Source organism: Mesobacillus jeotgali, from assembly GCF_014856545.2.
Lineage (GTDB): Bacteria > Bacillota > Bacilli > Bacillales > Cytobacillaceae > Mesobacillus.
On sequence record NZ_CP109811.1, the window covers coordinates 2,625,405 to 2,650,422 of the forward strand.

A 25,018-nucleotide genomic window follows, 5' to 3' on the forward strand; every position below is an offset into this window, starting at 1 on the left:
CTGTTAATTAGCTTAGAACTGTTTATTCATTGAACTTTCACATACTTCAATTCGATTTCGACCGTTTTGCTTAGCTTTGTAAAGCGCCCGGTCCGCAAATTCGAGTATCTGCTTCATTTCTTCTGGAACCAAAGGCTTGACACATGATACACCAATACTGATTGTCACGATTTCACTTACCTTGGAGTTTGCATGTTCAATCTTCATCTCCCGGATGGTTGACTGGAAACCTTCAGCTAATTGAGATGCTTTCTGTGCATCCGTGTTAGGCAAGACAACCGCGAATTCTTCTCCGCCATATCTTGCTGCAAAATACCCTTTTTCATGAAAGAATTCTTCGAGCTCACGGGCAACTGATTTTAAACATTCATCGCCCTGGATATGTCCATACGTGTCATTATATTTTTTAAAATAGTCGATATCCAGGAGAAGTAAGGATATAGGAGTTCCGCGTTTGCAAGCGAAAGCCCATTCAGTCTTTATGAACTCATCGAATGCCCGGCGGTTATAGATTTCGGTCAATCCATCAAGAGAAGAAAGCTTCCTGAGGAGTGAATTGCTCTCCCTTAATTGATTTTCAATGGTTCTTCTTGCCGTCACGTCCCTTGTGGCAAACATCATACCTGAAGACTTACCTGATTTGTCCTTGACCGGTCTTACTGTAGTCTCAGCCCAAATATAACTTCCATTTTTATGAAGCATTCTGTAGCTTGATGTTATGATGCCATTTAATTCATTAGGGTTCCCATATTGCTCGAGCAGGTTCTGGCGATCTTCAGGGTGGATTTTCCCGTAAAGATTCGTTCCAATCAACTCATCATTTCTATATCCCAAGATTCTCTTGCTCGAAGGAGATATATAAACAATGCTTCCGTCACTCGAAAGTCTTCCGATCATATCTGAAGAATTTTCAGCGATAAAGCGATACTGCTCTTCACTTTCACGCAGAGCTCTTTCCATGCTCTTGCGCTTTGTTATTTCCTTTATAACAGTCAGAACAGCTTTTTCTCCTTGATAGGTAATCAAAGAAGAAGAGACTTCAATATCAATATATGAATCTCCCATTTTCAACTGTTCTTCAAAGCTGATGATTGTCTTTTCATTAAAATTCAATTTAGAAATGATGTTCGGATGTCCATAAAAAAAGGAATGAACAGGCTTGCCGATTATATCTTTTAGGTTTGTGCCAAATAAGGTCTCAGTGTGCGGGTTAGCATAGGCAACCTTATCAAATTGCGCTAAAATGATGGCATTTGGCGAAAGTTCTACAAGCGTCCGGAATTGTTCCTCCCGTTCCTTTAGCTGTTGGGAGAGCTTTTCCACTTCGGAAAGATCCGTATAGACAGCCAGATAATTTACCAGTTCTCTTTTTTTATTCAAAATCGAGAAGATATTCACCTTCATTAAATAGTGGCTGCCATCTTTCCGCTTGTTCCATAACTCGCCTTCCCAGCATCCCTTTGTCAAAATAGAGTCCCACATTCTCTTATAAAAAATCGGCGTGTAGCTGTGTGACTTCCATATCCGTGGATTTTTACCAATGACATTTTCCTTAAGATATCCCGTCAATCGAGTAAAAGATTCACTTACAACCTGAATTTTGCCGTCTGGATTGGTGATGACGATTCCTTTATTTGCGCTAAGGACCAGTGAACCTGCCTCTTCCAGGTTATCGTTATCAGCGATCACTGGTGTGATGAATCGAAGGCAAGTTCTTATTGCGGCTTCCCCGTTAAAAATGGTGTTTTCAGAATGAACCTCAACATCCATCGGTATGCCGTTAATCGAAAAACTCATTATAATACCATCCAGAATTGTTCCTTGTTCTATGGCTGCGACTCTGGCAGTGATTGTTTCTTGGGTAGTATCAGCTAAAAAAGAAAATATCGATTTACCTACTAATTCACGCGGATACTTGTATCCGAGCAACTGAGTGCCACCTTCATCTATGGAAAGAATCAAGGAATTCTTATGTATACAAACAAAATAGGGTGATAGATTATTGGCAGCACCTGCATCAACGATATTCGCCCCAGTTCTGCTTTCTTTTACCGTCATTTCATTTCTCCTTGCAAAAGCAAAATTGATACATAAACATTCTAAATCTCTTAATTTTGATATTCAATAAGGCAATTGGAATAATTACTATCCAAATACCCTGTAAATCAATCAACCAATTCGCTATCTAATTGCTAGCAGTTGATAACTTATTACTATCTAAATCTATCAAATATAGTTGAATGCTGTCGAAATGCCTTTTATAAAGCTGTTTATGTGCTTCCCGACTTGTCGGATTGTCACTTTTCCTGATTCAATATCTGCAAGACGATCAATCAAAACAACAATAACTGCCTGTTTCTCTCCATAGGTTATTATACCGCAATCGTGTTCGACTCTGGGAAGTTCTCCTGTCTTATTTCCGATTTTCAATAGAGAATCATCCATATAAACTGGCAGTTTCTCTTTAAATTGTTGCTGTAGAAGAAGCGAATGGAACATGTTACGGGATTGTATTTTTAGTGAACCTCCAGTAACGGCTTCTTTCAGGCATAATGCGATATCAGCGGCAGATGTAAAATTATCTTTGCCGATCCGAATGGCATTGAAATCCAGCATTTTGCGCTGCAATATAGTATTCTTCATTCCCATCCTGGATATAGACGCGTTAATTGAGTCTTTTCCGAGCAAATCAATCATCAAGTTAGTAGCCGAGTTATCCGACACAATGATCATGAGGGACAATAAATCCAGCACTGGCAGTTGTTCGACCTTCATAGCCTGAAGAACACCGGTGTCACCAATTTTGTCTCCTTCTTCAACCTTCACTTGACTCTCTTTTATCAGCGCGCCTTCATCAATCTGTCTCAAAGCCTCGAATAAAATCGGCAGTTTGATCAGGCTTGCGGACTGGTATACATCATTGCTGTTAATTTCTATTACTTCTTCTTCTATTTCCAAAAACAAACTCGCCCGGCCTATGCACCCAGCGAGTTCCTCTAATAGTTTATCTCTTAATTCATCTATGTTCATGTCATTTCTGTTCCTTATCTGATATTGACCAGCATTTCTTTTTTGGATTTTCCATCTAAATGTTCATCATATAAATGACAGGCGACGTAATGGTCTTTGTCAATCTCCTGCCAGACTGGTTTCTTTTGGGCACAGATATCCATTGCGTGCTGACATCTGGTCCTGAAGACACAACCGCTCGGCGGATCCATCGGGCTTGGCAGTTCTCCTTGCAGGATGATTCGCTCCCGCTGGTCTTCCACATCCGGATCTGGTATCGGTATGGCGGACAGCAAAGCTTGAGTATAAGGATGGAGCGGTTTTTTGTACAACTGGTTACTGGCTGTGAGCTCGACGATATGCCCAAGATACATAACACCAATTCGGTTGCTGATTTGTTTTACCATAGAAAGGTCGTGAGCAATGAAAAGATAAGTCAACCCCTTTTCTTCTTGGAGTCGCTTCAGCAGGTTGACGACCTGCGCTTGGACTGACACATCAAGTGCGGAAATTGGCTCATCTGCTATGATGAAATCAGGATCAAGCGCAAGTGCTCTTGCGATTCCGATTCTCTGCCGCTGCCCGCCGCTGAATTCATGGGGATAACGGTTCGCATGGTCGCGATTTAAACCTACATCCTCCAGGAGCTGATAAATTCTCTCCAAACGTTCTTTTTTGTTTGGAAACAATCCATGGACCTCCATCGGTTCAGATATAATTTCCTTTACCGTAGAACGCGGGTTGAGTGAGGCATAAGGATCTTGGAAGATCATTTGCATCTGCTTATGGAACTGGAACTTCTCTTTCTCTGAAAGCGAATGGACTTCTTTGCCATTGAAAACAACTTCTCCATCTGTACGTTCATAAAGTCCGATCATCGTTCTTCCTGCAGTGGATTTGCCGCAGCCAGATTCACCAACAAGGCCAAAGGTCTCGCCTCTGTATATATCGAATGAAATGCCATCCACTGCTTTAAGGATTTCATTTTTCCCCATATAAAAATGCTTCTTCAAATCTTTAACACTTAATAAAACTTCATTTTCCATGATTATTCCTCCGTATCAATCCAGTAGCGTCTCGCTGCACAGAGTTCTTTTTCGTAAATTGTTCCTTCAAGAGAAATGATTTCAATATTCTTTCCTGTATTCGGTGAATGGAGAAGCTTGCCGTCTCCATAATAAATCCCGACATGATGGATTCTGCCTTTTCCTTCTTCATAGGCGAAGAAAAGCAAGTCTCCTGACCGGATGTCAGTCAGGGGAACGTGTTCGCCCGCAGCCGCTTGTTCATGAGCATCCCGCGGAATGATGTAACCATTAGCCAGGCACATATTATAGCTAAATCCAGAACAGTCGTAGCCATAGCTGCTCATTCCGCCCCAAAGATATGGCAGTCCCAGGAACTGCTCGCCAGCATCCACAATGGCGGCCCCATTTTTCTTAGGAATACCCTTTTCGGCAGGTATTACAGTTACATCCTCTGTTCGCAAAATCCCGATACCTGTTGGTGTCTTAACGCGGATTCGATCGACTATATCCTCCACAATTGGCAAAACCGTCTGGTAGCTTAATTCCATCAGCGTTTCGTTCTTCTCGGAATAAAGCAGGGCTTTTTTAGCTGTTATCACTGCTATTGGTCCTTGCTTGATATACCAATCTGATTGTTGAATCAACTGATCCTTTGGTATCCACCCTGGGTATCCTCGACCATCTTTTCCTGATGGCTGGTCTGGGAGAACAACATTTGCCCAATCGTCAACTTCATCAATGATCAAGACTTCCTGACCGAACAAAACCTGTGATTGAACCAGATTATCATCGCACAATTGGAGCCGCGGCTCATATGTAAGCTTTTCAAGCCATTTCTCTATTTTCGGAGTACCTGAAATAGCATCCGTGTCGATTTCCCTCGCTGAATCATGTGATGTCCACAAAGTCGCAACCGGCACATTGACTAGCCAAATGTTATTGCTTTCCATTGGAATTTCCTCCCTCTAAAAGAACCTTTTCTATTCCAAGACCCGGCTGGTCCGGAAGCGTGATTTTCCTGCCATTATACTGTATTCCGCCCGAGATCGGCTCATTTGCCAGCATTAATGGTGCGTCGAAATCAAAACGAGTGATGTTTTTCTTGCTTGCTGCGAAGTGGGCAGCGGCGGTAATTCCCAGCTTTGTTTCAATCATGCTGCCAACCATGCATTCAATCCCGGCGGTTTCAGCCATTTGGTTAATCATTTGTGCCTGATAAATACCGCCTGACTTCATCAATTTAATGTTAATGAGGTCTGCGCCTCTCCTTCTGATCACTTCAAATGCCTGTTTAGGTGAAAATACACTTTCGTCAGCCATGATTAAGGTATCTACTGAATCAGTTACCTGCTTTAAACCATCCAGGTCTTCTGCTTTAACTGGCTGTTCAACCAGTTCAATATCAAGTCCAAGGTCCTCCATTTTTCGGATTGCCCTGACCGCATCCTTCGGTTTCCATCCCTGGTTCGCATCAAGCCGAATTTTAATTTCATTGCCAACCCTTTGCCTGATTTCCTGGATTCTCGCAATGTCCGTTTCGATTTCACCGATTCCTACCTTTACCTTAAGTACGTTGAATCCATTGCTTACATAATGAATAGCATCTTCGCCCATCTCTTCAGGGCTGTTGACACTTACGGTAAAATCAGTTTCAATTTCGTTTCTGTAGCCTCCAAGGAATTGATAAAGCGGGAGACCGCAGTTTTGAGAGATACAGTCATATAATGCCATATCAACTGCTGCCTTTGCGCTCGTATTGTTAATAAGGATGGTTTTTAGGCCCTGGAAAACAGCTTCATAGTTCAATAGGTTCTTTTTTAATAAAAATGGCTTGATCACTTCATTGATTGCACCCTCGACACTTACGAGGCTGTCCCCGGTAATAACCAAAGTAGGCGGCGCCTCTCCCCAGCCCGTAATACCGTTATCACATGTGATTTTCACAAAAATGGCTTCTGCAACAGTAACTGTGCGGAGTGCGGTTTTAAACGGCTTTTTCAAAGGGACAGCATTGCGGAAGGTCTCGATTTGTTCAATAATCATAACTCTATCTCCTTCGTCCTATTTGATCCCACTCTCGACAAATAGCGTTTTTTCTTGGGTATTCATAGAGGCAGCAGCACCAAGCGGCACACCAATGTGAGGACTGCAATGCCCCATATTCAACCCTTTAAGTGCCGGCCTTCCGGCAAGTTTAATGTAGTGGTCAATTACTTCATCCAGAGATAAAGACAGCTCCCTTTCAGGTACACAGTTATTAAAATCACCAATAAGAATCCCGGCTGCTCCCTGAAGCTTCCCTGCCATATAAAGCTGATTCAACATTCGGTCAACAGCCCGTGGCTCTTCATTTATATCTTCTAACAGAAGAATCTTTCCCTCTGTATCAATTTCAAACGGTGTGCCCATGGAACTTGAAAGAAGTGAGAGGTTACCTCCAACCAATGAGCCTTCGGCGGTTCCAGGCACCAGTTCTTCAATGTGCGAAATCGCATTACTATAATTCAGGTCTGTTGGTGCAAACAATTGCTGGAAGGTATCCTTGGAAATTTGATTGGCCTCTTCTTTGCCTATGTCCGAAGCGAGCATTGGACCGTGAAAGGTTACCATACCTGTCTGCTGCCTGATTGCAGTGTGCAAGAAAGTAATATCGCTGTAACCCCAGAAAATTTTAGGATTATTTTTAATAGTATCATAGTCTATCGCTGAGGCAATTCGCGCTGTGCCATAACCGCCGCCGGCACAGATGATCCCTTTGATTTCATTATCGAGGAACATTTCCTGTAAGTCAGCTAATCTCTCTTCATCATTCCCGGCCAGATAGCCATATTCTGAATACAGCGATTTTCCCAATTTATAATTGAGCCCTAAATCCTCGACGAATTTCAATCCGCGCTTCAAATTTTCTTTATTAGGCGGACTAGCTGGCGCTATCACAGCCACAGTGTCGCCTTTCTTCAATCGCTCAGGTTTGATTGGCACATTAATCAACTCCCTTTCTTGTGGATTATTACCCTATTACTGAATAAATTGGTTCTGCTTTGCCCTAAATTAAGCTCATGGACTCATTTCAGTAAAAGAAACTGCTTTGCTATTACCCAAAATCTGCCCTCAGCCACTTTTTCGGTCAATGAAACCACTTTGCTTTTACCCAAATTCTGTCCTGAGGCTCTTTTGGGTCAATGAAACCACTTTGCTTTTACCCAAATTCTGTCCTGAGCCACTTTTCGGTCAATGAAACCGCTTTGCTTTTACCCAAACTCTGTCCTGAGGCTCTTTTGGTAAATGAAACCACTTTGCTTTTACCCAAATTCTGTCCTGAGGCTCTTTTCGGTCAATGAAACCACTTTGCTTTTACCCAAATTCTGTCCTGAGGCTCTTTTCGGTCAATGAAACCGCTTTGCTTTTACCCAAATTCTGTCCTGAGGCTCTTTTCGGTCAATGAAACTGCTTTGCTATTACCCAAAATCTGCCCTCAGCCACTTTTTCGGTCAATGAAACCACTTTTCTTTTACCCTAAATCTGTCCTCAGCCACTTTTTCGGTCAATGAAACCGCTTTGCTTTTACTCAAATTCTATCCTCAGCCACTAATCGGTCAATGAAATAGCTCGGTTTTGGCCGCAAAATAAAAATCATATGATATAAATAAGATATTATTAAAGAGTATGTATTAGTAAAAAAGAGGTGTTCCAAGATGAACACCTCTTTCTTAGAAAAATTACTGCTTATCTGCCCACTTTAACTCAAGGTATCCAACTGGATGGCGGACAACATCTGTTACTGCTTCATTTTGCAGATATACCTGGTTGTAGAAGTGAACTGTGAAGATTGGTGCTTCTTCAAATAAGATCTTCTCTGCCTGATACATTAACTCAAAACGTTTTGCTTCGTCAGATTCGTTCTTTGCTTGCTGAATCAGCTCATCATACTTAGGGTTACCCCAGCCAGTACGGTTCATGGAGTGACCAGTCTGGAAGTTTTCCAGGAAGTTGATTGGATCAGCATAGTCAGCCAGGAATGAGCTGCGGGAAAGCTGGTGCTTCAGTGCTTTTTGTTCTTCCGCGAATACATTCCATTCCATGTTCGCTAGCTTGACCTCTACACCAAGGTTCTCCTTGAACATTTGCTGCAATGCTTCAGCGATCTTTTTGTGTACATCGCTTGTGCTATATGTCAGAGTAACTTCAGGAAGTTCAGTATAACCTTCTTCTTCCATTCCCTTTTCTAACAATGCTTTTGCTTCTTCTACATCAGTTTTATTGAAATCTCCATTCACTTCACGGAAATCCTTGCCTGATGGATCCTGGAATCCTGGAGATACAAAGCCATAAGCAGCTTTTTCTTTGTTCTTAGTAACAAAGTCAACGATCTTCTGCTGGTCTACTGCAAGTGCGAACGCTTTACGGATATTCACGTTCTGGAATGGTTCCTTCGTAACGTTGAAGCGGTAGAAATAATCTCCAGCCTGATCTTCAACCTGAACCTTTCCTTCTTCGAAAAGCTTATCGCTCAGTTCTGCCGGAACATCTGAAACGTCGAGGTCCCCAGCCTGATACATTTGATACTCAGTGTTTGTGTCATCAACGATTGCCCACTCAACACGGTCAAGATTTACGCTTTCCGCGTCCCAGTACTGGTCGTTCTTTTCCATTACGAATTTTGTGTCATGCTCCCAGCTTGCAAGATTGAAAGGACCGTTCCCTACGAATGAGTCTGCTTCAGAGAACCACTCTGGATTTTCTGTTGCTACTTTTTCATTGATCGGGAAAAATGCCGGATTGGCAATGACACTTAAGAAATATGCCTGCGGGCTTGTTAACGTAACTTCAAAAGTCTTGTCGTCAACTGCTTTTACTTTTACATTGTCAGCAGAACCCTCTCCGCTGTTGAATTCTTCTCCGCCTTCAATGAAATAGCCAAGGAAAGCTGCAGCTGAACCAGTTGCTGGGTCCAAAAGACGCTTCCAGGCAAATTCGAAATCCTTTGCTGTTACATCATCACCATTGGACCATTTTGCATCTTCACGGATGTGGAATGTATATGTCTTTCCATCTTCAGAAACATCCCAATTTTCTGCAGTTGCTGCTTCTGGCTGGTGGTCTTTACCCAGACGTGTAAGACCTTCCATCAGGTTGTTCAAAGCGTTCCATGAAGCTGAGTCGAAACCGATTGGCGGGTCAAAGGAAGTTGGTTCCTGGCCGTTGTTGAGGTAAAGGACCTTTTCTTCCCCTTTTTCACCATTGTCTTTTCCGTCTGTTTCTTTACCCGTGTTTTCATTTGCGGTACATGCAGCCATCGTGAATACAAGCATTGCTGCCATGAGCATGGTTAAAAACTTCTTCACTCTGTTTCCCCCTTATGTTGATCTAAATTTATATCAAAAAGGCATTTGCCTGATTGAACCTTATCTGCTTGCTATCAATTTTTGCGCTCGCTCATCCTGCAGCCAGCAGTCCACACCGTGGCTGTCGGAAAGCTTGGTTGCTACAGGGTAGACTTTGTCACAAACCTGCATTGCATATGGGCAGCGGGCAGTAAAAGGACAGCCCACTGGCGGAGAAAATAAATCTGGCGGTGTCCCGCCAATCGGTACCAGGTCAGCACCGTCAACATCCAAACGAGGAACAGAGTTCAATAACCCTTTCGTATACGGATGCTGTGGGTTATAAAATATTTCCCTCCTGGTCCCTGTTTCAACAATTTTGCCCGCATACATGACGGCGATCCGGTCAGCGACCTGTGCGACAACTCCTAGATCATGAGTAATCAGGATAATCGAGACACCTGTTTTTTTCTGGATATCACGGAACAATTCTAAAATCTGTGCCTGAATTGTCACATCAAGTGCTGTGGTCGGTTCATCCGCAATCAACACCTCCGGCTGGCAAACCAGTGCCATGGCAATGACAATCCTTTGCCTCATGCCGCCGCTGAATTGATGCGGGTATTGTTTCAGTCGAACTTGAGGGCTCGGGATTCCAACCAGGTCCAGCATCTGTATCGCTACTTCTTTTGCCTGCTCCTTTGACAGCTTCATATGCTGGAGAATCCCCTCTGTCAGCTGATCACCGATTGTCAATGTTGGATTCAATGCTGTCATCGGATCCTGGAAAATCATTGATATATCTGATCCGCGAATTTTCCGCATTTCAGGATCTCTCAGTTTCGTCAGATCCTTCCCTTTAAAAAGGATGGATCCGCCATCAAATTTGCCCGGCGGTTCCGGAATCAATCTCATGATACTTTGAGAAGTCACGCTTTTCCCGCAGCCGGACTCACCTACAATTGCTAATGTTTCCCCTTTATGTAAATCAAAAGTGACCCCACGGACAGCTTTTACCTCACCGCCGTATGTTTTGAATGAAACATGAAGGTCTTTTACTTCTAGTACCTTTTCCATGGTGCTTACCTCCTTAGCTTCGGGTCAAGTGCGTCCTGAAGCCCATCACCTAAAACGTTAAACGAAAACATAGTCAAAGAAATGAAGAATGCCGGGAAAAACAGCCTCCACCAGTCACCGGATAAAATAACCGGCAAAGCATCGCTTGCCATCGATCCCCAACTCGCTAACGGTGCCTGGATGCCTAGACCCAGGAAGCTGAGGAATGCCTCTGCAAAGATAGCGGATGGAACGGAAAGTGTTATTTGTACAATGATCGGTCCCATCGTATTAGGCAGCAAATTTTTACGAATGATTCTCGCTGTTTTCGTTCCGAATGTTTTCGATGCTAAAACGTATTCGTAATTCTTGATCTGCAGGACTTGGCCGCGGACAATCCGAGCCATGCCTATCCATCCAGTAATCGTCAGTGCAAATATGATGGTGGCCAGGCTAGGCCCCATAACAACGCTGATTAAAATGACAACTAGCAAATATGGAAGACCGTATAGGACCTCGATGATCCTCATCATGAAATGGTCTGTCCTGCCGCCTTTATATCCTGCAATCCCGCCATAAATGACACCGATAAGAAAGTCAATCAGTGCTGCAGCAATACCAACAAATAGTGATATTCGAGCGCCATACCAAGTCCGGGTGAATACATCGCGCCCAAGCTCGTCAGTTCCAAACCAATGCTCACTTGACGGGGGAAGATTCTGGTTGACCAAATCCTGATGGTCAACTGTGTGAGGCGAGATGATCGGACCAAAAATAGCCATGAATGTCAGAACCGATAAGAAGAATAATCCCAACATGGCCAGTTTATTTTTCAGAAGGCGCCTCCATGCATCCTGCCAGTAAGACAGGCTGGGCCTGACAACAGCTTCTGCTTCTGAGTCACTTTTTTCAATAGGAACAAACCAGTCGTCAGGAATGGACGAGACTGCCGGCGGTTCCTGATGCTTACGCAGAGCCATCATTTCCCCTCCTTTTTATGAAGCTTGATCCTTGGGTCGAGGATGCCATAAGCAAGGTCTACCAGGAAAAGCATGACGATCAATACTGTACTGTAAAAAATCGTTGTTCCCATTATGACTGGATAGTCACGTTGGTTGATGCTTTCGACAAAGTACTTTCCCATCCCCGGAATCGCAAAAATCTTTTCAATTACGAAAGTTCCTGTAAGGATGCTCGCTGCTAATGACCCAAGAATTGTTACAACCGGGAGCAATGCATTTTTCAGAGCATGTTTGAACACGATTTTTACAGGTGAAAGCCCTTTTGCCTTAGCTGTTCGTATGTAGTCTTGCGTCAAAACCTCAAGCATGCTGGATCTCGTCAAGCGGGCGATAATTGCCATTGGCCCGGTTGCAAGAGCCAAAGTTGGCAGAATCATATGCTTTGGACTGGTCCAGGTGGCAACCGGAAGGATCTCCCAGGTTACGGCCAGCTGCTGGATTAACAGAGTCGCCATTACAAAGTTTGGCACTGAAATACCGACTACTGCAACAGTCATAGCAAGGTAATCGATCAAGCCATTGTGTCGGAGTGCTGCAATGATTCCCAGCAGGATGCCAGAAAATATAGCAACAATCAGAGTGATCATTCCAAGCTCGAATGAAACAGGGAATCCTCTTCCAAGCATTTCGTTCACTGTCTGTGAAGACTTTTTAATAGAAGGCCCGAAATCGAATGTCGCGACCGATTTTAAGTAAATGAAGTATTGAACGTATAAAGGCTCATCCAAATGGTAAAAGCTTTCGAGATTTTTTTGGACCGCTTCGCTTGTCGCCCGCTCCTCGTTAAAAGGTGACCCTGGAATGGAATGCATCAAGAAGAAGGTCAGCGTGATAATGACCAGCAGGGTGACTGCCATAGAGCCCAGTCGTTTGAATATGTAATGGAGCATTAACCCACATCCTTATCATGTCTTTATGTCAGTTCTTGGGGTGGAAGGAATCATCCTAAGAAAATGTTGTCCTCATTGCAAGTTCAGTCATCACAAGCATAGCTTGATAGGCTTCGAGAATATCCTTAGCCTGGTACCTTACAATCGTGGTCCCCTCTTCTATTTCTGTACCCGGCATCAAATTCGCCCATTCTGCTTGCCCATAGTTGGCGAATTCAATTCTTAATACAGGGTTCTCAGGGGGAGTAAGCGGTTTCACTTTATCCAAGTTTTTAATAGCCGCTTCTGTTTTTTCAGCAAGAAGTTCACCAGCTTTTGCTGGAGTCAGAGACTTTGCAGCAGACCGCGATATAGACTGTTTAACTACGGCAGTTGTAATGTTAGGAATCAATGCCTCAGCTTCACGTGCAGCACCATCATCCCCGGCTACCATGATGACAGGTACTCCAAAGTGACCTGCTACATAGGCATTGAATCCAAGCTCACCTATTTGGACATCATTTATCCACATATGCCGGACACCGAAAATCATCGAATGTGACATTACGCCACTCATAGAAGCTCTTGCATGATAGCCGACAAAAACGGCTCCTTTAAAGCTCTCATCAAGCCCTTGGACCATTGAGTAAGGTTTTACATCGCCCGTAATCAATTGTGTTTCCGGATGAAGATCCTCTATCAAAAGGTTATTCATTTTCGAGTGACTATCATTGACGATGACTTCCTGGCAGCCAGTTTCAAATGCTTTCTCAATCACAAAGTTTGCTTCCTGGGTCATGATTTTTCGGCCTCGTTCGTAATTGTGTTTCGAAGAGTCCACATGGGTATGGTCAACCAGACCAGTAATCCCTTCCATGTCCACTGATATGTACAATTTCATTTTTTTACCCAACTTTCTATGAATAATTATCTTAATATTATAAAAAATAAAACTACCAACCGCAACCTTTTTTCCTATTAATTTCTGTTATTACAAGGAAATAGGAGATTTGTCACTAGTTACTTAACGCCAATAATACTATTCTCTGAATAATATTTTTAGACTAATTTTTTATAAATTTGCGAAGGAAATGAATTTCCATATCCTTTCCGTACCTGGGGTAGTTTTAACAACAGTTTTTTCAAGATAATGGTTTTTGGGCAAAAAAAAAGCGCACATCTGCGCTCCTATTCACTGAGTTTATGTTGCTCCATCAATTCAATAAAATGGGTCAGCACTCTGGCTGTAAGTCCCCAAATCACCTTGCCTTTTGATCGATAGAAATATTCATCCATTGTTCGTGTTTGCCAATTGTAATTCTCGCCGCCGATGATCAGATCGAAAGGAAAGCCGTCTTCTGGTTCCACTTGAAAATTGATTTTATAACTATCTGGCTGGTTCTTTTTAAAGAATGACAGAGGAACTGTAAATACCTCGCCCACTTCTGCTTCATTTGGAACGATCGAATTTAGATTACTAATTCTTCCAACAAAAGGGTAAATGATGGTGCCGAATGCCGATACCATGTAGTCCAAAGGAAAAACATCGATGATCTCTGTTTCAGGTATGCCAAGTTCTTCCGAGGTTTCCCTGACCGCTGCTTTTTGAGGAGCTTCCCCCTTTTCGATCTTACCTCCCGGGAAGCAAACCTCGCCAGGCTGTCTCCTCATCTTAAGGGATCGCACTTCAAATAAAATATGGACTTCACCATCGACTTCCACTAATGGGAGCAATACTGCGAACTTGATAAATTGTTCATGTCCCAAAATTGAAGGTGTACGCCCCAATAAAGTTTTTGAAATCTGATTTATGTTCATTATTGGACATCCACTCTCCCTGTAAAAGTATGTATTGCCATTGTATTATGAAAGACCGATTAAAATAAAGGAAATGGCTCTTATTAAAAAAGATCACGGTTTGTGACTTAATTTCGTGCGGAATGGGAAAACAGAGCACCACCAATCTTTATTTGGGTTCAAAAGCTCCTTGATTTCGGACAACATGAAATCAAAAGCATGGTTGGTGACCTTATTAAGTCATCAATAAGCCGGATTGGTGACCTGAATTCCCACATTTCTTAAAAACAGGGCACCAATAAGACCGATTGGTGACCTTAAATCAAGGAGTTTTCAAAAACAGGGCACCAATAAGACTCGATTGATGCTCTAAAACCCCATAAATTCCCAAAATAAGAAACCAATAAGACTTATTGGCTTTCTAATATTCCATATATTTACATAACGCAACACCAATACGCCCTATAGGTTAACTATAATCCCTCATTTTTCCATAATAAGTACCAATAAGTCGGATTGGAGACTCAAAAAACCACGTATTACCAATTCCAAGCACCAATACGCCCGCTTGATGTGGCATGCAAATTAAAAAGCAGCGGCGATTTGCCGCTGCCCTTAGACTCCGTATCAACCAGAAGCTCTACCTTTGATCGCCTTGTATGCGATCAAGATTATCCCGATTACCAGGAGGATATGAATGATTCCGCCGGCTATTTCAAAAATCAGTCCGAGCAGCCAGAGCACCAGCAATATTCCTGCTATTGTCCATAACATTTGCACCATCTCCTTCCTTATTGTGTTCTTGATTAAAGTTTACCCTTTTGTTAATTCTATTAAACAAGACACCCTCACCCTTCCAACTGTTCAAATATTTGATAACTTCATGGTCATTGTGTAACACTTATACTATCCTTTTGAAGTCAGGAGAAATTGCCATGGGACATTACAAGATTTTATTTTTGGATATAGACGGAACGATTCTAAGACCTGATGGTACGATCGAGGACTCAACGAAGACAGCCATCAATGAAATGAAGAGACAAAATATTGAAGTGGTTTTGGCTACAGGACGACCGCTCCATGAGATATCAGATCTTGCAGAGGAGCTCCAGATTACTTCTTTTATCGGATATAACGGAGCACTCGGCATTTATGAGGGGGATACGATTTTTGCCGAACCAATGCAACCTGAGGATGTCAAATACATATTGAATGTGGCAGCAGCAAATGGCCATGAAGTGGTTTGTTATACGCATGAAAAAAATTACTTAACCAATCTGGAAACTCCACCGGTACAAGCTTTTCTCAAGCAATTCCATTTGCGGCAGAATGCCATTTTTACTGAGGATGCGATTGATAAAATTCTTGGCATGACAATCATCACTGCTGGAGAAAAAGGAGACTCACTATACGAATTCAAGAACGGAATCCATTTGTCTCAGGTGAATGTGGAGGGTATGCAGCACTGCTACGATGTTATTCGTGATTATGTCAATAAAGGAATTGGTGTCGAATTCCTTATAAATAAACTGGGAATTAAACGCGAAGAGTCGATTGCCTTTGGCGACGGAATGAATGATAGGGAAATGCTGAAAAGCGCAGGTGAAGGATTCGCGATGGGCAATGCCCATCCTGACCTGTTTCAATATGCAAAGCATAAGACAACTGCTGTCACCAATTCCGGGATTTACAATGGGTTGAAATCTCTTGGATTATTATAAAATTTGCACGTGACATAAAAAAATGGAACCTCTGCTTCAGAGGTTCCATTTTTATTTACTTGCTGCCCGTTTTTTTGCGCTCGCCTTTGAAAATTGATCCTCAGGCTGTGCAGCAGACTTTTTGAGGCTGTCTTTATAACTCATCCAATAAATCAAAGCTACGAATACGCCACCGCCAACTGCATTCCCTAAATAAACGGGTACAAAGTTGGCAAAGTATGCACCCCAGGTATAATATCCCGCAAAAATCGCTGCCGGTATAACGAACATATTTGCGACTACGTGCTGGAAACCGATTGCAACAAAGCCCATGATCGGGAACCAGATGGCCAAAACCTTCCCAGTCATGTCGGATGCCCCATATGAGAGCCATACCGCTAAACCAACGAGCCAGTTACAGCCAATACCTGAGAAAAAAGCCGCCCAAAAACCAGCATCAAGTTTTGCGCCTGCTACAGCGACTGTTTTATCAAGATAAGGACCTGTTTCGGTCAAGCCAACAATATGACCAAAAAAATAGGCTACAAATAGCGCACCTACAAAGTTACTAAGAGTAATCCAGAACCAATTTTTCAACAACATCTTTACTGTTACTTTCTTCGCAAGACTGGCCATTGAAATGGCAGTCATATTCCCCGTCAGCAGCTCTCCTCCAGCAAGAAGAATTAGAATCAGGCCAAGAGGAAATACCGCGGCACCGAGGAATGTTCCAAAAGTACCCCACTCGTGGGGCAAATTTGCGATTACCCTGATATCCAACAAATATCCAATTGCAATAAAAGCGCCACCCAGGAATCCCAGTGCCAGCATGTTCTTTACAGGCATAGCAGCCTTGTATGTCCCAGAATCAATGGTCACTTGAGCAATTTCCTGGGGTTTACGAAATGCCAATTCTAATTCCTCCTGTTCTTTAGATGCATTATTTCGTTTGGCTATTGAACATTTCTTTAATGCCTTATTTCCCCTTTGTCCAATAAAAAAACAGCGTTCTAATTCTTTTTGACATTTTTTTAAAAGAAACATATCATATTGATATATCAAAGTGATATATATATAACAAAAGGAGAAATGACCATGTCAATTGAACATTCGATCCTTGCAGTAATCAGCTTCCGTCCGAGCACTGGCTATGACATTAAAGCTGAATTCGAGCATAAAGCCGCAGGTCTTTACTGGGGTATGAGTTACGGCAGTCTCTATCCAAAACTTAAGAAGCTTGAAGAACAGGGCTATATCACCACCATGGAATCAGAAGCAGAAGGCCGCAAGAAAAAGCTTTATGAGCTGACCGGAAAAGGCTGGACAGAATTGGAAAGCTGGCTTGCCAGAAAGCCTGAACCTCCTACCATAAAGGATGAGTTATTCATTAAAATGGCTGCCTGGCATAATGAAATGGATTTGAAGGTTCTTGCAGGTCATTTGAATACAAGAGCGATCGAGTCAAAGGAAATGTTAAGTTACATTAGGGACTGGAAGCAAAATAATACATCATATATAAACAGTGTCGGGATGCTGGCAATTAGATACGCTGAGTTAAAACTCGAAGCGGAGCTTCAATGGATAAAAGAATCACTTACCTTCCTGGAGAATGATGGACTTCCTGAAGGCCAGGACCCGAATAAACTTGGAGAGAAACAAATGGAGCGGAGAAAAGCAGCACTCAAAGAAGACCATTAGGAGGGTACAGTATGGATACCGGCATTTTTAAACCGTTGAAAAACAAGGCTTTTCGTTCTCTTTTTGGAGCACAGGTATTTTCTGATTTGGGAAACTGGCTCGACTTTATTGCGATACAGGTTATAGTTGCCTACCATTGGGGCCTTGGCGAAGGAGCAATCGCTTCTGTCATAATTGTCATGGGAATACCGTGGGTGATCATCGGTCCGCTTGCCAGTGTGTATGTTGACAGACTTCCCCAAAAGATGCTGATGATCTCATGCCTTTGGTTAAGAATTCTGTTTGTTGCTGGTTTATTTTTTGCGCCAAACCTTTATGTATTGCTGCTTTTTGTATTCCTTAAGGCGACTGTAGCCGCATTGTATGATCCCGCTAGGCAAAGCGCAATCAGGCATACTGTTGACGATGATGAACTTCCTGAGGCTGTAACTTTAAGTCAGCTATCAGTCAATACAATGAAAATTATTGGGCCCGCCTTAGGTGGCGGCATCATTGCCCTTTACGGAGTAAAAAGCCCATTTATTTTTGAGGCAGCAGGTTTTTTGATCGCAATTGCGATATTATTCACACTGCCGAAAATTGAAACAGAAGCGGCTGAGCATTCGCAAAATCGAAACTCATATATAGAAGATTTTACAGAAGGAATCCGGCATATTTTCTCTGCCAGGATTCTAAAAGCTGCAATCATCCTCTCCTCCATCGCCTTTTTTATTATTTTTTTATATGACGGTTTGTTTATCTTTGTTGCGCAGAACCTGGGATTCAGCGGGGAAGAGTTCGGCTTGCTTGTCAGTTCTGTTGGATTTGGCAGCGTTATTGGTGCACTTTTCCTCGGCCGGTATACTGCCTGGAAGAATAAGCCGATCCAGCTGATGGCCTCGGCTTCTGTGCTGAGTGGGATCTTGATCCTTATTATCGGCATTGGCGTGCAGGGGATATTTGAACTCCCTAAGCTTTTGTGGATGGCAGGAGCTTTTGTGCTTGGACTTCTAGCTTCTGCAGAAGGTGTTCCATACGGTTATGTTCTGCAATCGGAAACACCCAAGAACATTATGGGAAGAGTATCGTCAGCAGCTGCCTCCCTGCAGACATTCTCCATGCTTGTTGCCCCTGCTGCGGGCGCGTTGCTAGCGAAGTCGATCGGTGTTTCAGGCGTACTGATAGGTGCAGGGATTGCCACCTTTTTTCTCGGGACAATTGCTTTAGCTTTCCATTTACGAAAAAACGAAAAAGTAAAAAGCCTTGAAGCATAAAAAAAAACAGGGGCTGACCCCAGCAACAGAAATCTGCTTCACAGCAGGTATAAAATAAAAGGGGTGTCCCAAAGGTTAAACCTGCCTTTTGGAACACCCTTTTCGTTATTAGTCTTTATTCAGTAATTCTTCCCCTGCTATACCAGGGTTGGTCATTTCATATGGGTTCAGGATCAAATCAAGCTCTTCTTCTGTAAGCACATCATAAGCAAGGCAAAGTTCCCGTACAGATTTTCCTGTCAGGATTGCTTCCCTTGCAATTCTTGATACCGCTTCATAACCAAGGTGCGGATTGACAGCGGTGATTATGCCTACACTTCTTTCCACATCTTTTTCGAGCTTCTCTTTGTTCGCTTCAATCCCTACGAGACAATGGTCAGTAAATACCTTAAACCCATTGTTCATGATACTGATCGATTGGATTAAGTTGAAAATAAGCACTGGTTCCATGACATTCAACTCAAGCTGACCAGCTTCGGAAGCAAGACAAATCGTATGGTCGTTTCCTATAACCTGGAAAGCAACCTGGTTGATAACCTCAGGCATGACCGGGTTCACCTTTCCAGGCATTATGGATGAGCCTGGCTGCCTTGATGGAAGGAAAATCTCGTTAAAGCCCACTCGAGGGCCGGAAGCCATCAATCGTAAGTCATTGGCTATTTTCGACATATTCATCATACAAACCTTCAAAGCAGCAGACACAGTTGTATAAGCATCGGTGTTTTGCGTTGCATCCACTAAATGGTCAGCGTTCCTTAATGGATATCCGCTGATTTCTGAAAGGTGCCGGACAACATTTTTGATATATTTAGGATTGGCATTAAGCCCTGTCCCTACGGCCGTCGCTCCCATATTCACTTCAAACAGGTGGCCGCGGGTATGCTTAATTCTGTCAATATCACGCTCGATTACTCTTGTATATGCCTCAAATTCCTGGCCGAGACGGATTGGCACAGCGTCCTGCAAGTGAGTCCTTCCCATTTTAATGACAGCATCAAATTCCCTTGCTTTCTGGGAAAAAACATCGCGCATGATTTGCATCGTATCCAACAGCTTGTCTAGAAGCGACAAAACAGAGATGTGCATCGCAGTCGGAAAGGCATCATTCGTAGACTGAGCCATATTTACATGGGAATTGGGACTTAATGTGAAATAATCCCCTTTTTTCTCCCCAAGCAATTCCAGCGCTCGGTTGGCAATTACTTCATTCGCGTTCATGTTGATGGAAGTTCCTGCACCTCCCTGAATGGGATCCACGATAAACTGTTCATGCCACTGCCCCTGGATGATTTCATCAGCAGCTTTTACAATGACCTCCCCCAGGCCGCCGTAAAGCCTTCCTGTTTCCATATTGGCAAGTGCCGCTGCTTTTTTCACCATAGCCATTGCCTTTATAAGTTCACTGTGAATTCTGTATCCAGTGATCGGGAAGTTTTCAACCGCCCTTAAAGTTTGAATGCCATAATACGCATCCGCTAATACTTCCTTCGTTCCCAGAAAATCCTTTTCAATTCGGACTTTAACCTCAGACATTTATCTACCCCTCCAAAAACCGTTAAATGTTTGTATTGTTCTAAAGTATGTATTGAGGGCAAGCATTTTCCGACATTTTTTTTGTTACTTTTAATCCCCCTTAGCCCAGAAATTGGCCTACATGACTATTGTAAATCAAAATGAAGAAATCATCACCATAAATGATAATTTCCTGAAGGAATGTTTGCGAACACTGTATGTTTTCAGGTTGTTATGCTGAAACAACACTACTTTTGATAGCTTTTGTCACCATGCAGGAAAACAGGAATGTTCTTGCTGAATTGTAATAGAACATCTAATTTTCATAAACCAAAACAGAAAGGAATGTGCATGATGACTGACACTCAATTCATGAAGGCATATACAATCAAAGAGGTGTCCAAGAAAATTAATGTTCCGTCAGGCACCATTAGACAATGGGAAAAGGATCTTGACGGGCTGCTGGTTATTCCAAGAACGAAACAAGGCGCAAGATTCTATACGGATATCGAAATAGATCAATTGATGAAAATAAAACATATGCGCGACAAAAATCTGAGCAAAGATATGATTCGGGAGCTATTGCAGAGACATATGGGTACTAATTCGTTTTCAGAACAAGCTCAAAATGAAAACAGCCTTACTGTTAAGACAAACATGCCAACCCCTCCCCCTGAAGGCAGTCAAAATGATTATTCCGCATTTATGATGGCAATGGAACACTATAAGAAATCCCTCCTCGAAGAAGTCAAGGCAGAGATCAGGAATGGCATCCGAAAGGAAGTGTTGGAGGAAGTAAAAAAAGAAATTTCCAAAGGTACTCTTACAACAGTAAAAACACTTTCAGATTCTATCTATAAAACAGGTGAAAAAACCAATGAACATATTATGGTGCTATCCGAAACAGTTGTTAAGAATTCGGAAGAAAGTTCCGAACGTCTCGGAACCATTTCATCAGAGCTTACGAATGTTTCGAAGGGCACTTCCGAAATCAGTACAAGTCTAGCTAAGGTTTCAAAAGGCACAGCAGAGATGTTCGGCAAGCTTACAGATCGAGTAACGAAAGCTACGCAGGGCACGACTGAAAAAATAGCCCAACTATCTGAAAATATCCAGAAGAATTCTAAAGGAACGACTGATACAATCACCAAGTTGACCGAGAGTGTTGCAAAGGTTTCAAAAGGTACTTCCGAGAAAATCAATGCCCTGTCTGGAAGTATTTCGAATGTTTCAAAGGGCACTTCCGAACGCATCGCCTCTCTAACTACCAGTTTGACTAAAACATCAAAAGGCACAAATGAAAAAATCAATAAGCTAGAAAGTACCGTGGATAAGCTATCTTCCGGCACAAATAAGGAATTGTCACTCTTGGCAAAACGCTTGAACGAGACCACTGAGACGGTTTCCGAGGAATTTAAAATACTTGCAGATTATGTTTCAAATAGTCGTGAGGCAACAAACCAGGAGCTGTCGAATTTAAATCAGGTCATAAGTCAGGAGCGAGATTTTCTTGTCCGAACTCTCCAGTCTGAACGCGAAGAATTCCGCCGGGAAATCAGGGAGCGGGACGAAACATTTAAAAATATGGTCGATAGCTTCAGGGAAACGGCAGCTTCTAAGCAATCCAAACGCAATTGGTGGAAGGTTTGGAAGTAGTTTTCTTGTTCCTGACATATAACTTGTAAAGATGTAAATAATATTCACACTTAAGCATGCGCTTTTCTTCTCCGTAAAAAGCAATGGAAAACTCTTAGGAGGGACAATTGGAGATGGTCGGATATTTTCGCTGGGTGGCAATTGCATCATTGGTCATCTACTTATCAGGGGCGTCATCAGATTTTGTAACTGCGGAAATGTCATCAGATTACGGGCAAATAAAGGCATTCAATATTTCTCACCGTGGGGCATCAGGCCATGTTCCCGAACATACACTTCTCGCTTATGAACTTGGGAAAATCATGAATGGCGATTACATAGAAATCGACCTTCAAATGACAAAGGATGGAGAATTGATTGCGTTGCATGACGAAACCATTGACCGGACCACGGACAATAAGGGACTAGTCAAAAACCTTACTCTTAAGGAAATAAAAAAACTTGATGCAGGCTCTTGGTTTAATGAAGCGTATCCTGAAAAAAAGAATGCAGAGTATATGGGGCTTCAAATCCCTACACTACGCGAAGTGCTTGATAGGTTCGGTGCAAATTCGAAGTTTTTCATTGAAACCAAATCACCTGAAGTCTATCCAGGAATGGAAGAAAAGCTATTAGGTATTCTGAATGAATATAATCTTGTCGGTACTCAGCCATTTGGAAATGTTATTGTTCAATCATTCAGTGCCGACAGCTTGAGGAAAATACATCAAATGGACGAATCAATTCCGCTGGTCCAGCTGTTGTCCTACTATGCTCCAGCGGTCATTACTGATCGTGAAGTGAATAAAATCAAAGAATACGCGGTTGGAGTCGGATTGCATTATACAGCAGTCAGCCCGGGGTATATTCAAAAAGTCACAGGATCTGATTTAATGATCTTTCCTTATACAGTCAATGAAAAGGAAGATATGTATATGCTTCTGGATTGGGGAGTTACAGGTATGTTCACCAATTACCCTGACCGGTTGGACGAAGTTATACAAGACAGATCACTCAGGAATCCTTAAACGATTGGATAATTGAAAACAAGCTGCCTCTTGGCAGCTTTGTTTTTGACCGAGCTTGTATCGATGTATGTATCAAAAGTGTCGAAAACGGTACCCTTATGCGGGCTGGCTTCGCTCCATAAGGGTATCTTCCTACCATAATGGTACCATTATGGTAAGTAAAATCGACGCATTTGGGAATTGCTCTTTTTCCCTCTTCTGAGACGTTGCGAATTATCAGAACAATCCTATCCAGCTTACCTGGCCGCTCCTCAATAAAGCCTATTCTTATATCCTTCTTCCAATCTCAGCTTTATAGCAGCTTCTGATCCTTCAGGCATTTTAGAGTGTGCTGCCAGTATTTCAGCACCTTTTGGTAATGTGGATGGGTCAGCCCATCTGTCAGGATTCCATAAGCCTGACCGCTTCAATGCCTTTCCGCATTGTATATAGCATTCTTCAACTTCAACTACGATTCCAAGCAAGGGTTCTTTTCCGCCGGCTTTCATTCTGTCCAGAAGCTCTGGTTCTCTTGTCAAGCTGGCCTTTCCGTTTACTCTTAATGTCTCAAGCATCCCCGGAATTAAAAATAATAGTCCTACCCTCTCATTCGATAAGATATTTTTCAATGAATCCATTCTCTTATTGCCGGGTCTCTCAGGAATCACAATCCGGTTTTTGTCCAGAACAAGCACAAAACCAGGCGCATCCCCCCTTGGAGAAGCGTCTGTGCAGCCATTTTCGTCAGAGGTGGATAAAACGAGGAATGGTGATTGGGATATGTAATTGCGGCAATGTTCATCTACCAATGAAATAACCTTCCGTTTGGCCAACTCGCTTGGCTCTCCAAATAATGTTCTTAATTCTTCAAAGCTAGTAATTGCGTGACTCATCCAATCATCTCCCAGAGTAGTTTATAATCTTTATTTTAAAGTAAATAGACCAATCCTGCTTTCAACTGATAAATATTATGTGCTAGGATGGTATTACCACATTTTGGAGCAATCATAATTTAGAAGGTGCAGCATTGAAAAAGAGCTTACATTATAATTCATTTATAACATCATTTTTGATAGCTTTGGCTGGCGGCCTGGTGTTTTCATTCCTATCCATTCCAGTCCCCTGGCTCCTCGGGTCAATGTCGGCAATTTTGATCGCTAATCGCTTTAAGGGAATTTCATTACATTGGCCTCGAGCATTAAGAGATACAGCATTAATTCTGATCGGGTACTCTATCGGCCTTTCGTTTACACGCTCATCTGTTGAGAATATGGCCGAAAACCTTCCGTCAATGCTCTTCATGACAGTGGTTCTCGTGGTGTCTGCTGCTGTGATATCCAAAGTGATTTCACTGATATCTGGAGTAGACTATCCTACTGTATTGACCGGGAGCATTCCAGGTGGATTGTCACAAATGATTATTTTTGCAGAAGAAATGAAGGGAATCAATATTACAACGGTTACCTTCCTTCAGGTCTCCAGATTATTGATGATTGTTTTCGTCGTACCTTTTATCATATTCGGTCCAGTTTTCAAGATTAGTCATACGAACACAGGATTGGCTGGTTCAGCCCAATTCGATATTGAACCAATAATGGCTTTAGTATTTTTGATAGTGTGCATCCTTGGAGTATTGATCGGTAAAAAGCTCCGCCTGCCTACTCCATTTTTACTTGGCCCCATATTAGGCACAGGTTTCTTGACTTATGCTGGCTTTACCGGTCCAACACTGCCATCCTCCGTGATGGATGCATCACAGCTTATGATAGGCGGATATATTGGCATGCTTTTAAAACCGGAGAAATTAGAGAGGAAATCGTTAACGATTACCCTTGCATTGTTTAGCGGGTTCCTGCTTGTCATGGAATCTCTGGTGTTAAGTTTCTTTTTATCAGACGCTTTAAACATCAATATCGTTACAAGTTTTCTCAGTTTGGCTCCGGGTGGAATGGATCAGATGGGTATCATTGCACATGAGGTTAATGCTGATTTATCCATTGTTTCGGGATTTCAGCTTTTCAGGCTATTCTTTATCTATTTTGCAGTACCTCCGATATTAAGATGGTATTTCAAACGAAAAATAAACAGGAATGAGGATTCTCTTTGAG

Annotated in this window: 22 protein-coding genes; 6 read left to right on the plus strand and 16 right to left on the minus strand. The window is 42.5% G+C overall.

The features are described from left to right. Positions 1-12 precede the first annotated feature (12 nt). The 13 genes from FOF60_RS13345 to FOF60_RS13405 form a co-directional block, all read right to left on the minus strand. A complete protein-coding gene (locus FOF60_RS13345; protein ID WP_192472384.1) occupies positions 13-2,058 on the minus strand; it encodes a sensor domain-containing diguanylate cyclase in 2,046 nt (681 codons plus the stop codon). A 168-nt stretch (positions 2,059-2,226) separates the two neighbouring features. Next, positions 2,227-3,030, minus strand: coding sequence for a serine hydrolase (locus tag FOF60_RS13350; RefSeq protein WP_192472385.1), 804 nt, complete (start codon positions 3,028-3,030; stop codon positions 2,227-2,229). A gap of 14 nt (positions 3,031-3,044) precedes the next feature. Next, positions 3,045-4,055, minus strand: coding sequence for an ABC transporter ATP-binding protein (locus FOF60_RS13355; RefSeq protein ID WP_192472386.1), 1,011 nt, complete (start codon positions 4,053-4,055; stop codon positions 3,045-3,047). A 2-nt stretch (positions 4,056-4,057) separates the two neighbouring features. Next, a complete protein-coding gene (locus FOF60_RS13360; protein WP_192472387.1) occupies positions 4,058-4,987 on the minus strand; it encodes a C40 family peptidase in 930 nt (309 codons plus the stop codon). After that, entirely contained in the window at positions 4,974-6,080 is a 1,107-nt protein-coding gene (locus FOF60_RS13365) for a mandelate racemase/muconate lactonizing enzyme family protein (RefSeq protein ID WP_192472388.1), read from the minus strand. Before FOF60_RS13365 ends, FOF60_RS13360 begins: the two co-directional genes overlap by 14 nt. 18 nt (positions 6,081-6,098) lie before the next feature. Further along, positions 6,099-7,019, minus strand: a complete 921-nt coding sequence (locus tag FOF60_RS13370; protein WP_192472389.1) for a S66 peptidase family protein — start codon at positions 7,017-7,019, stop codon at positions 6,099-6,101. A gap of 737 nt (positions 7,020-7,756) precedes the next feature. Next, positions 7,757-9,364: a peptide ABC transporter substrate-binding protein gene (locus tag FOF60_RS13375; RefSeq protein WP_192471675.1), complete on the minus strand. Its 1,608-nt coding sequence runs from the start codon at positions 9,362-9,364 to the stop codon at positions 7,757-7,759. Positions 9,365-9,442: 78 nt separating this feature from the next. Then, positions 9,443-10,438, minus strand: coding sequence for an ABC transporter ATP-binding protein (locus FOF60_RS13380; protein WP_192471544.1), 996 nt, complete (start codon positions 10,436-10,438; stop codon positions 9,443-9,445). Between the two features lie 5 nt (positions 10,439-10,443). Beyond that, positions 10,444-11,397, minus strand: a complete 954-nt coding sequence (locus FOF60_RS13385; RefSeq protein WP_192471545.1) for an ABC transporter permease — start codon at positions 11,395-11,397, stop codon at positions 10,444-10,446. Continuing rightward, positions 11,397-12,329 carry an ABC transporter permease gene (locus FOF60_RS13390; RefSeq protein WP_192471546.1) on the minus strand — a complete coding sequence of 311 codons (933 nt, stop codon included), beginning with the start codon at positions 12,327-12,329 and terminating at the stop codon, positions 11,397-11,399. Before FOF60_RS13390 ends, FOF60_RS13385 begins: the two co-directional genes overlap by 1 nt. Before the next feature lie 55 nt (positions 12,330-12,384). Beyond that, positions 12,385-13,209, minus strand: a complete 825-nt coding sequence (locus FOF60_RS13395) for a M55 family metallopeptidase (RefSeq protein WP_192471547.1) — start codon at positions 13,207-13,209, stop codon at positions 12,385-12,387. 287 nt (positions 13,210-13,496) lie between these two features. Continuing rightward, positions 13,497-14,126, minus strand: a complete 630-nt coding sequence (locus FOF60_RS13400; protein WP_192471548.1) for an NUDIX hydrolase — start codon at positions 14,124-14,126, stop codon at positions 13,497-13,499. Between the two features lie 606 nt (positions 14,127-14,732). Continuing rightward, on the minus strand, positions 14,733-14,879 hold the full coding sequence (locus tag FOF60_RS13405) for a lmo0937 family membrane protein (protein WP_167830891.1): 147 nt from the start codon (positions 14,877-14,879) through the stop codon (positions 14,733-14,735). A 161-nt stretch (positions 14,880-15,040) separates the two neighbouring features. Here FOF60_RS13405 and FOF60_RS13410 point away from each other — a divergent pair, with 161 nt between their 5' ends. Then, positions 15,041-15,826 carry an HAD family hydrolase gene (locus tag FOF60_RS13410; RefSeq protein WP_192471549.1) on the plus strand — a complete coding sequence of 262 codons (786 nt, stop codon included), beginning with the start codon at positions 15,041-15,043 and terminating at the stop codon, positions 15,824-15,826. A 51-nt stretch (positions 15,827-15,877) separates the two neighbouring features. On the opposite strand, the gene FOF60_RS13415 is transcribed toward FOF60_RS13410, so the two are convergent. Beyond that, complete coding sequence (locus FOF60_RS13415; RefSeq protein ID WP_192471550.1) at positions 15,878-16,717, minus strand: formate/nitrite transporter family protein; 840 nt, start codon at positions 16,715-16,717, stop codon at positions 15,878-15,880. Positions 16,718-16,900: 183 nt separating this feature from the next. Here FOF60_RS13415 and FOF60_RS13420 point away from each other — a divergent pair, with 183 nt between their 5' ends. Together FOF60_RS13420 and FOF60_RS13425 are read left to right on the plus strand one after the other, a co-directional pair. After that, on the plus strand, positions 16,901-17,503 hold the full coding sequence (locus tag FOF60_RS13420) for a PadR family transcriptional regulator (RefSeq protein ID WP_192471551.1): 603 nt from the start codon (positions 16,901-16,903) through the stop codon (positions 17,501-17,503). A gap of 11 nt (positions 17,504-17,514) precedes the next feature. Beyond that, entirely contained in the window at positions 17,515-18,756 is a 1,242-nt protein-coding gene (locus tag FOF60_RS13425; RefSeq protein WP_192471552.1) for an MFS transporter, read from the plus strand. Positions 18,757-18,864: 108 nt separating this feature from the next. On the opposite strand, the gene aspA is transcribed toward FOF60_RS13425, so the two are convergent. Beyond that, positions 18,865-20,289 (minus strand): aspartate ammonia-lyase, encoded by a 1,425-nt coding sequence (aspA, locus tag FOF60_RS13430; RefSeq protein WP_192471553.1) that lies wholly within the window; start codon positions 20,287-20,289, stop codon positions 18,865-18,867. Positions 20,290-20,619: 330 nt separating this feature from the next. Between aspA and FOF60_RS13435 the strand changes: the two genes are divergently transcribed. Continuing rightward, positions 20,620-21,924 (plus strand): MerR family transcriptional regulator, encoded by a 1,305-nt coding sequence (locus tag FOF60_RS13435; RefSeq protein WP_192471554.1) that lies wholly within the window; start codon positions 20,620-20,622, stop codon positions 21,922-21,924. Positions 21,925-22,037: 113 nt separating this feature from the next. Further along, complete coding sequence (locus FOF60_RS13440) at positions 22,038-22,931, plus strand: glycerophosphodiester phosphodiesterase (RefSeq protein WP_192471555.1); 894 nt, start codon at positions 22,038-22,040, stop codon at positions 22,929-22,931. A gap of 251 nt (positions 22,932-23,182) precedes the next feature. Here the strand turns inward: FOF60_RS13440 and FOF60_RS13445 are convergent, their stop codons facing one another. Then, a complete protein-coding gene (locus FOF60_RS13445; RefSeq protein ID WP_192471556.1) occupies positions 23,183-23,803 on the minus strand; it encodes a pyridoxamine 5'-phosphate oxidase family protein in 621 nt (206 codons plus the stop codon). Positions 23,804-23,937: 134 nt separating this feature from the next. On the opposite strand from FOF60_RS13445, the gene FOF60_RS13450 reads away from it, so the two are divergent. After that, entirely contained in the window at positions 23,938-25,017 is a 1,080-nt protein-coding gene (locus tag FOF60_RS13450) for an AbrB family transcriptional regulator (RefSeq protein WP_192471557.1), read from the plus strand. The last annotated feature ends 1 nt before the right edge of the window (position 25,018 follow it).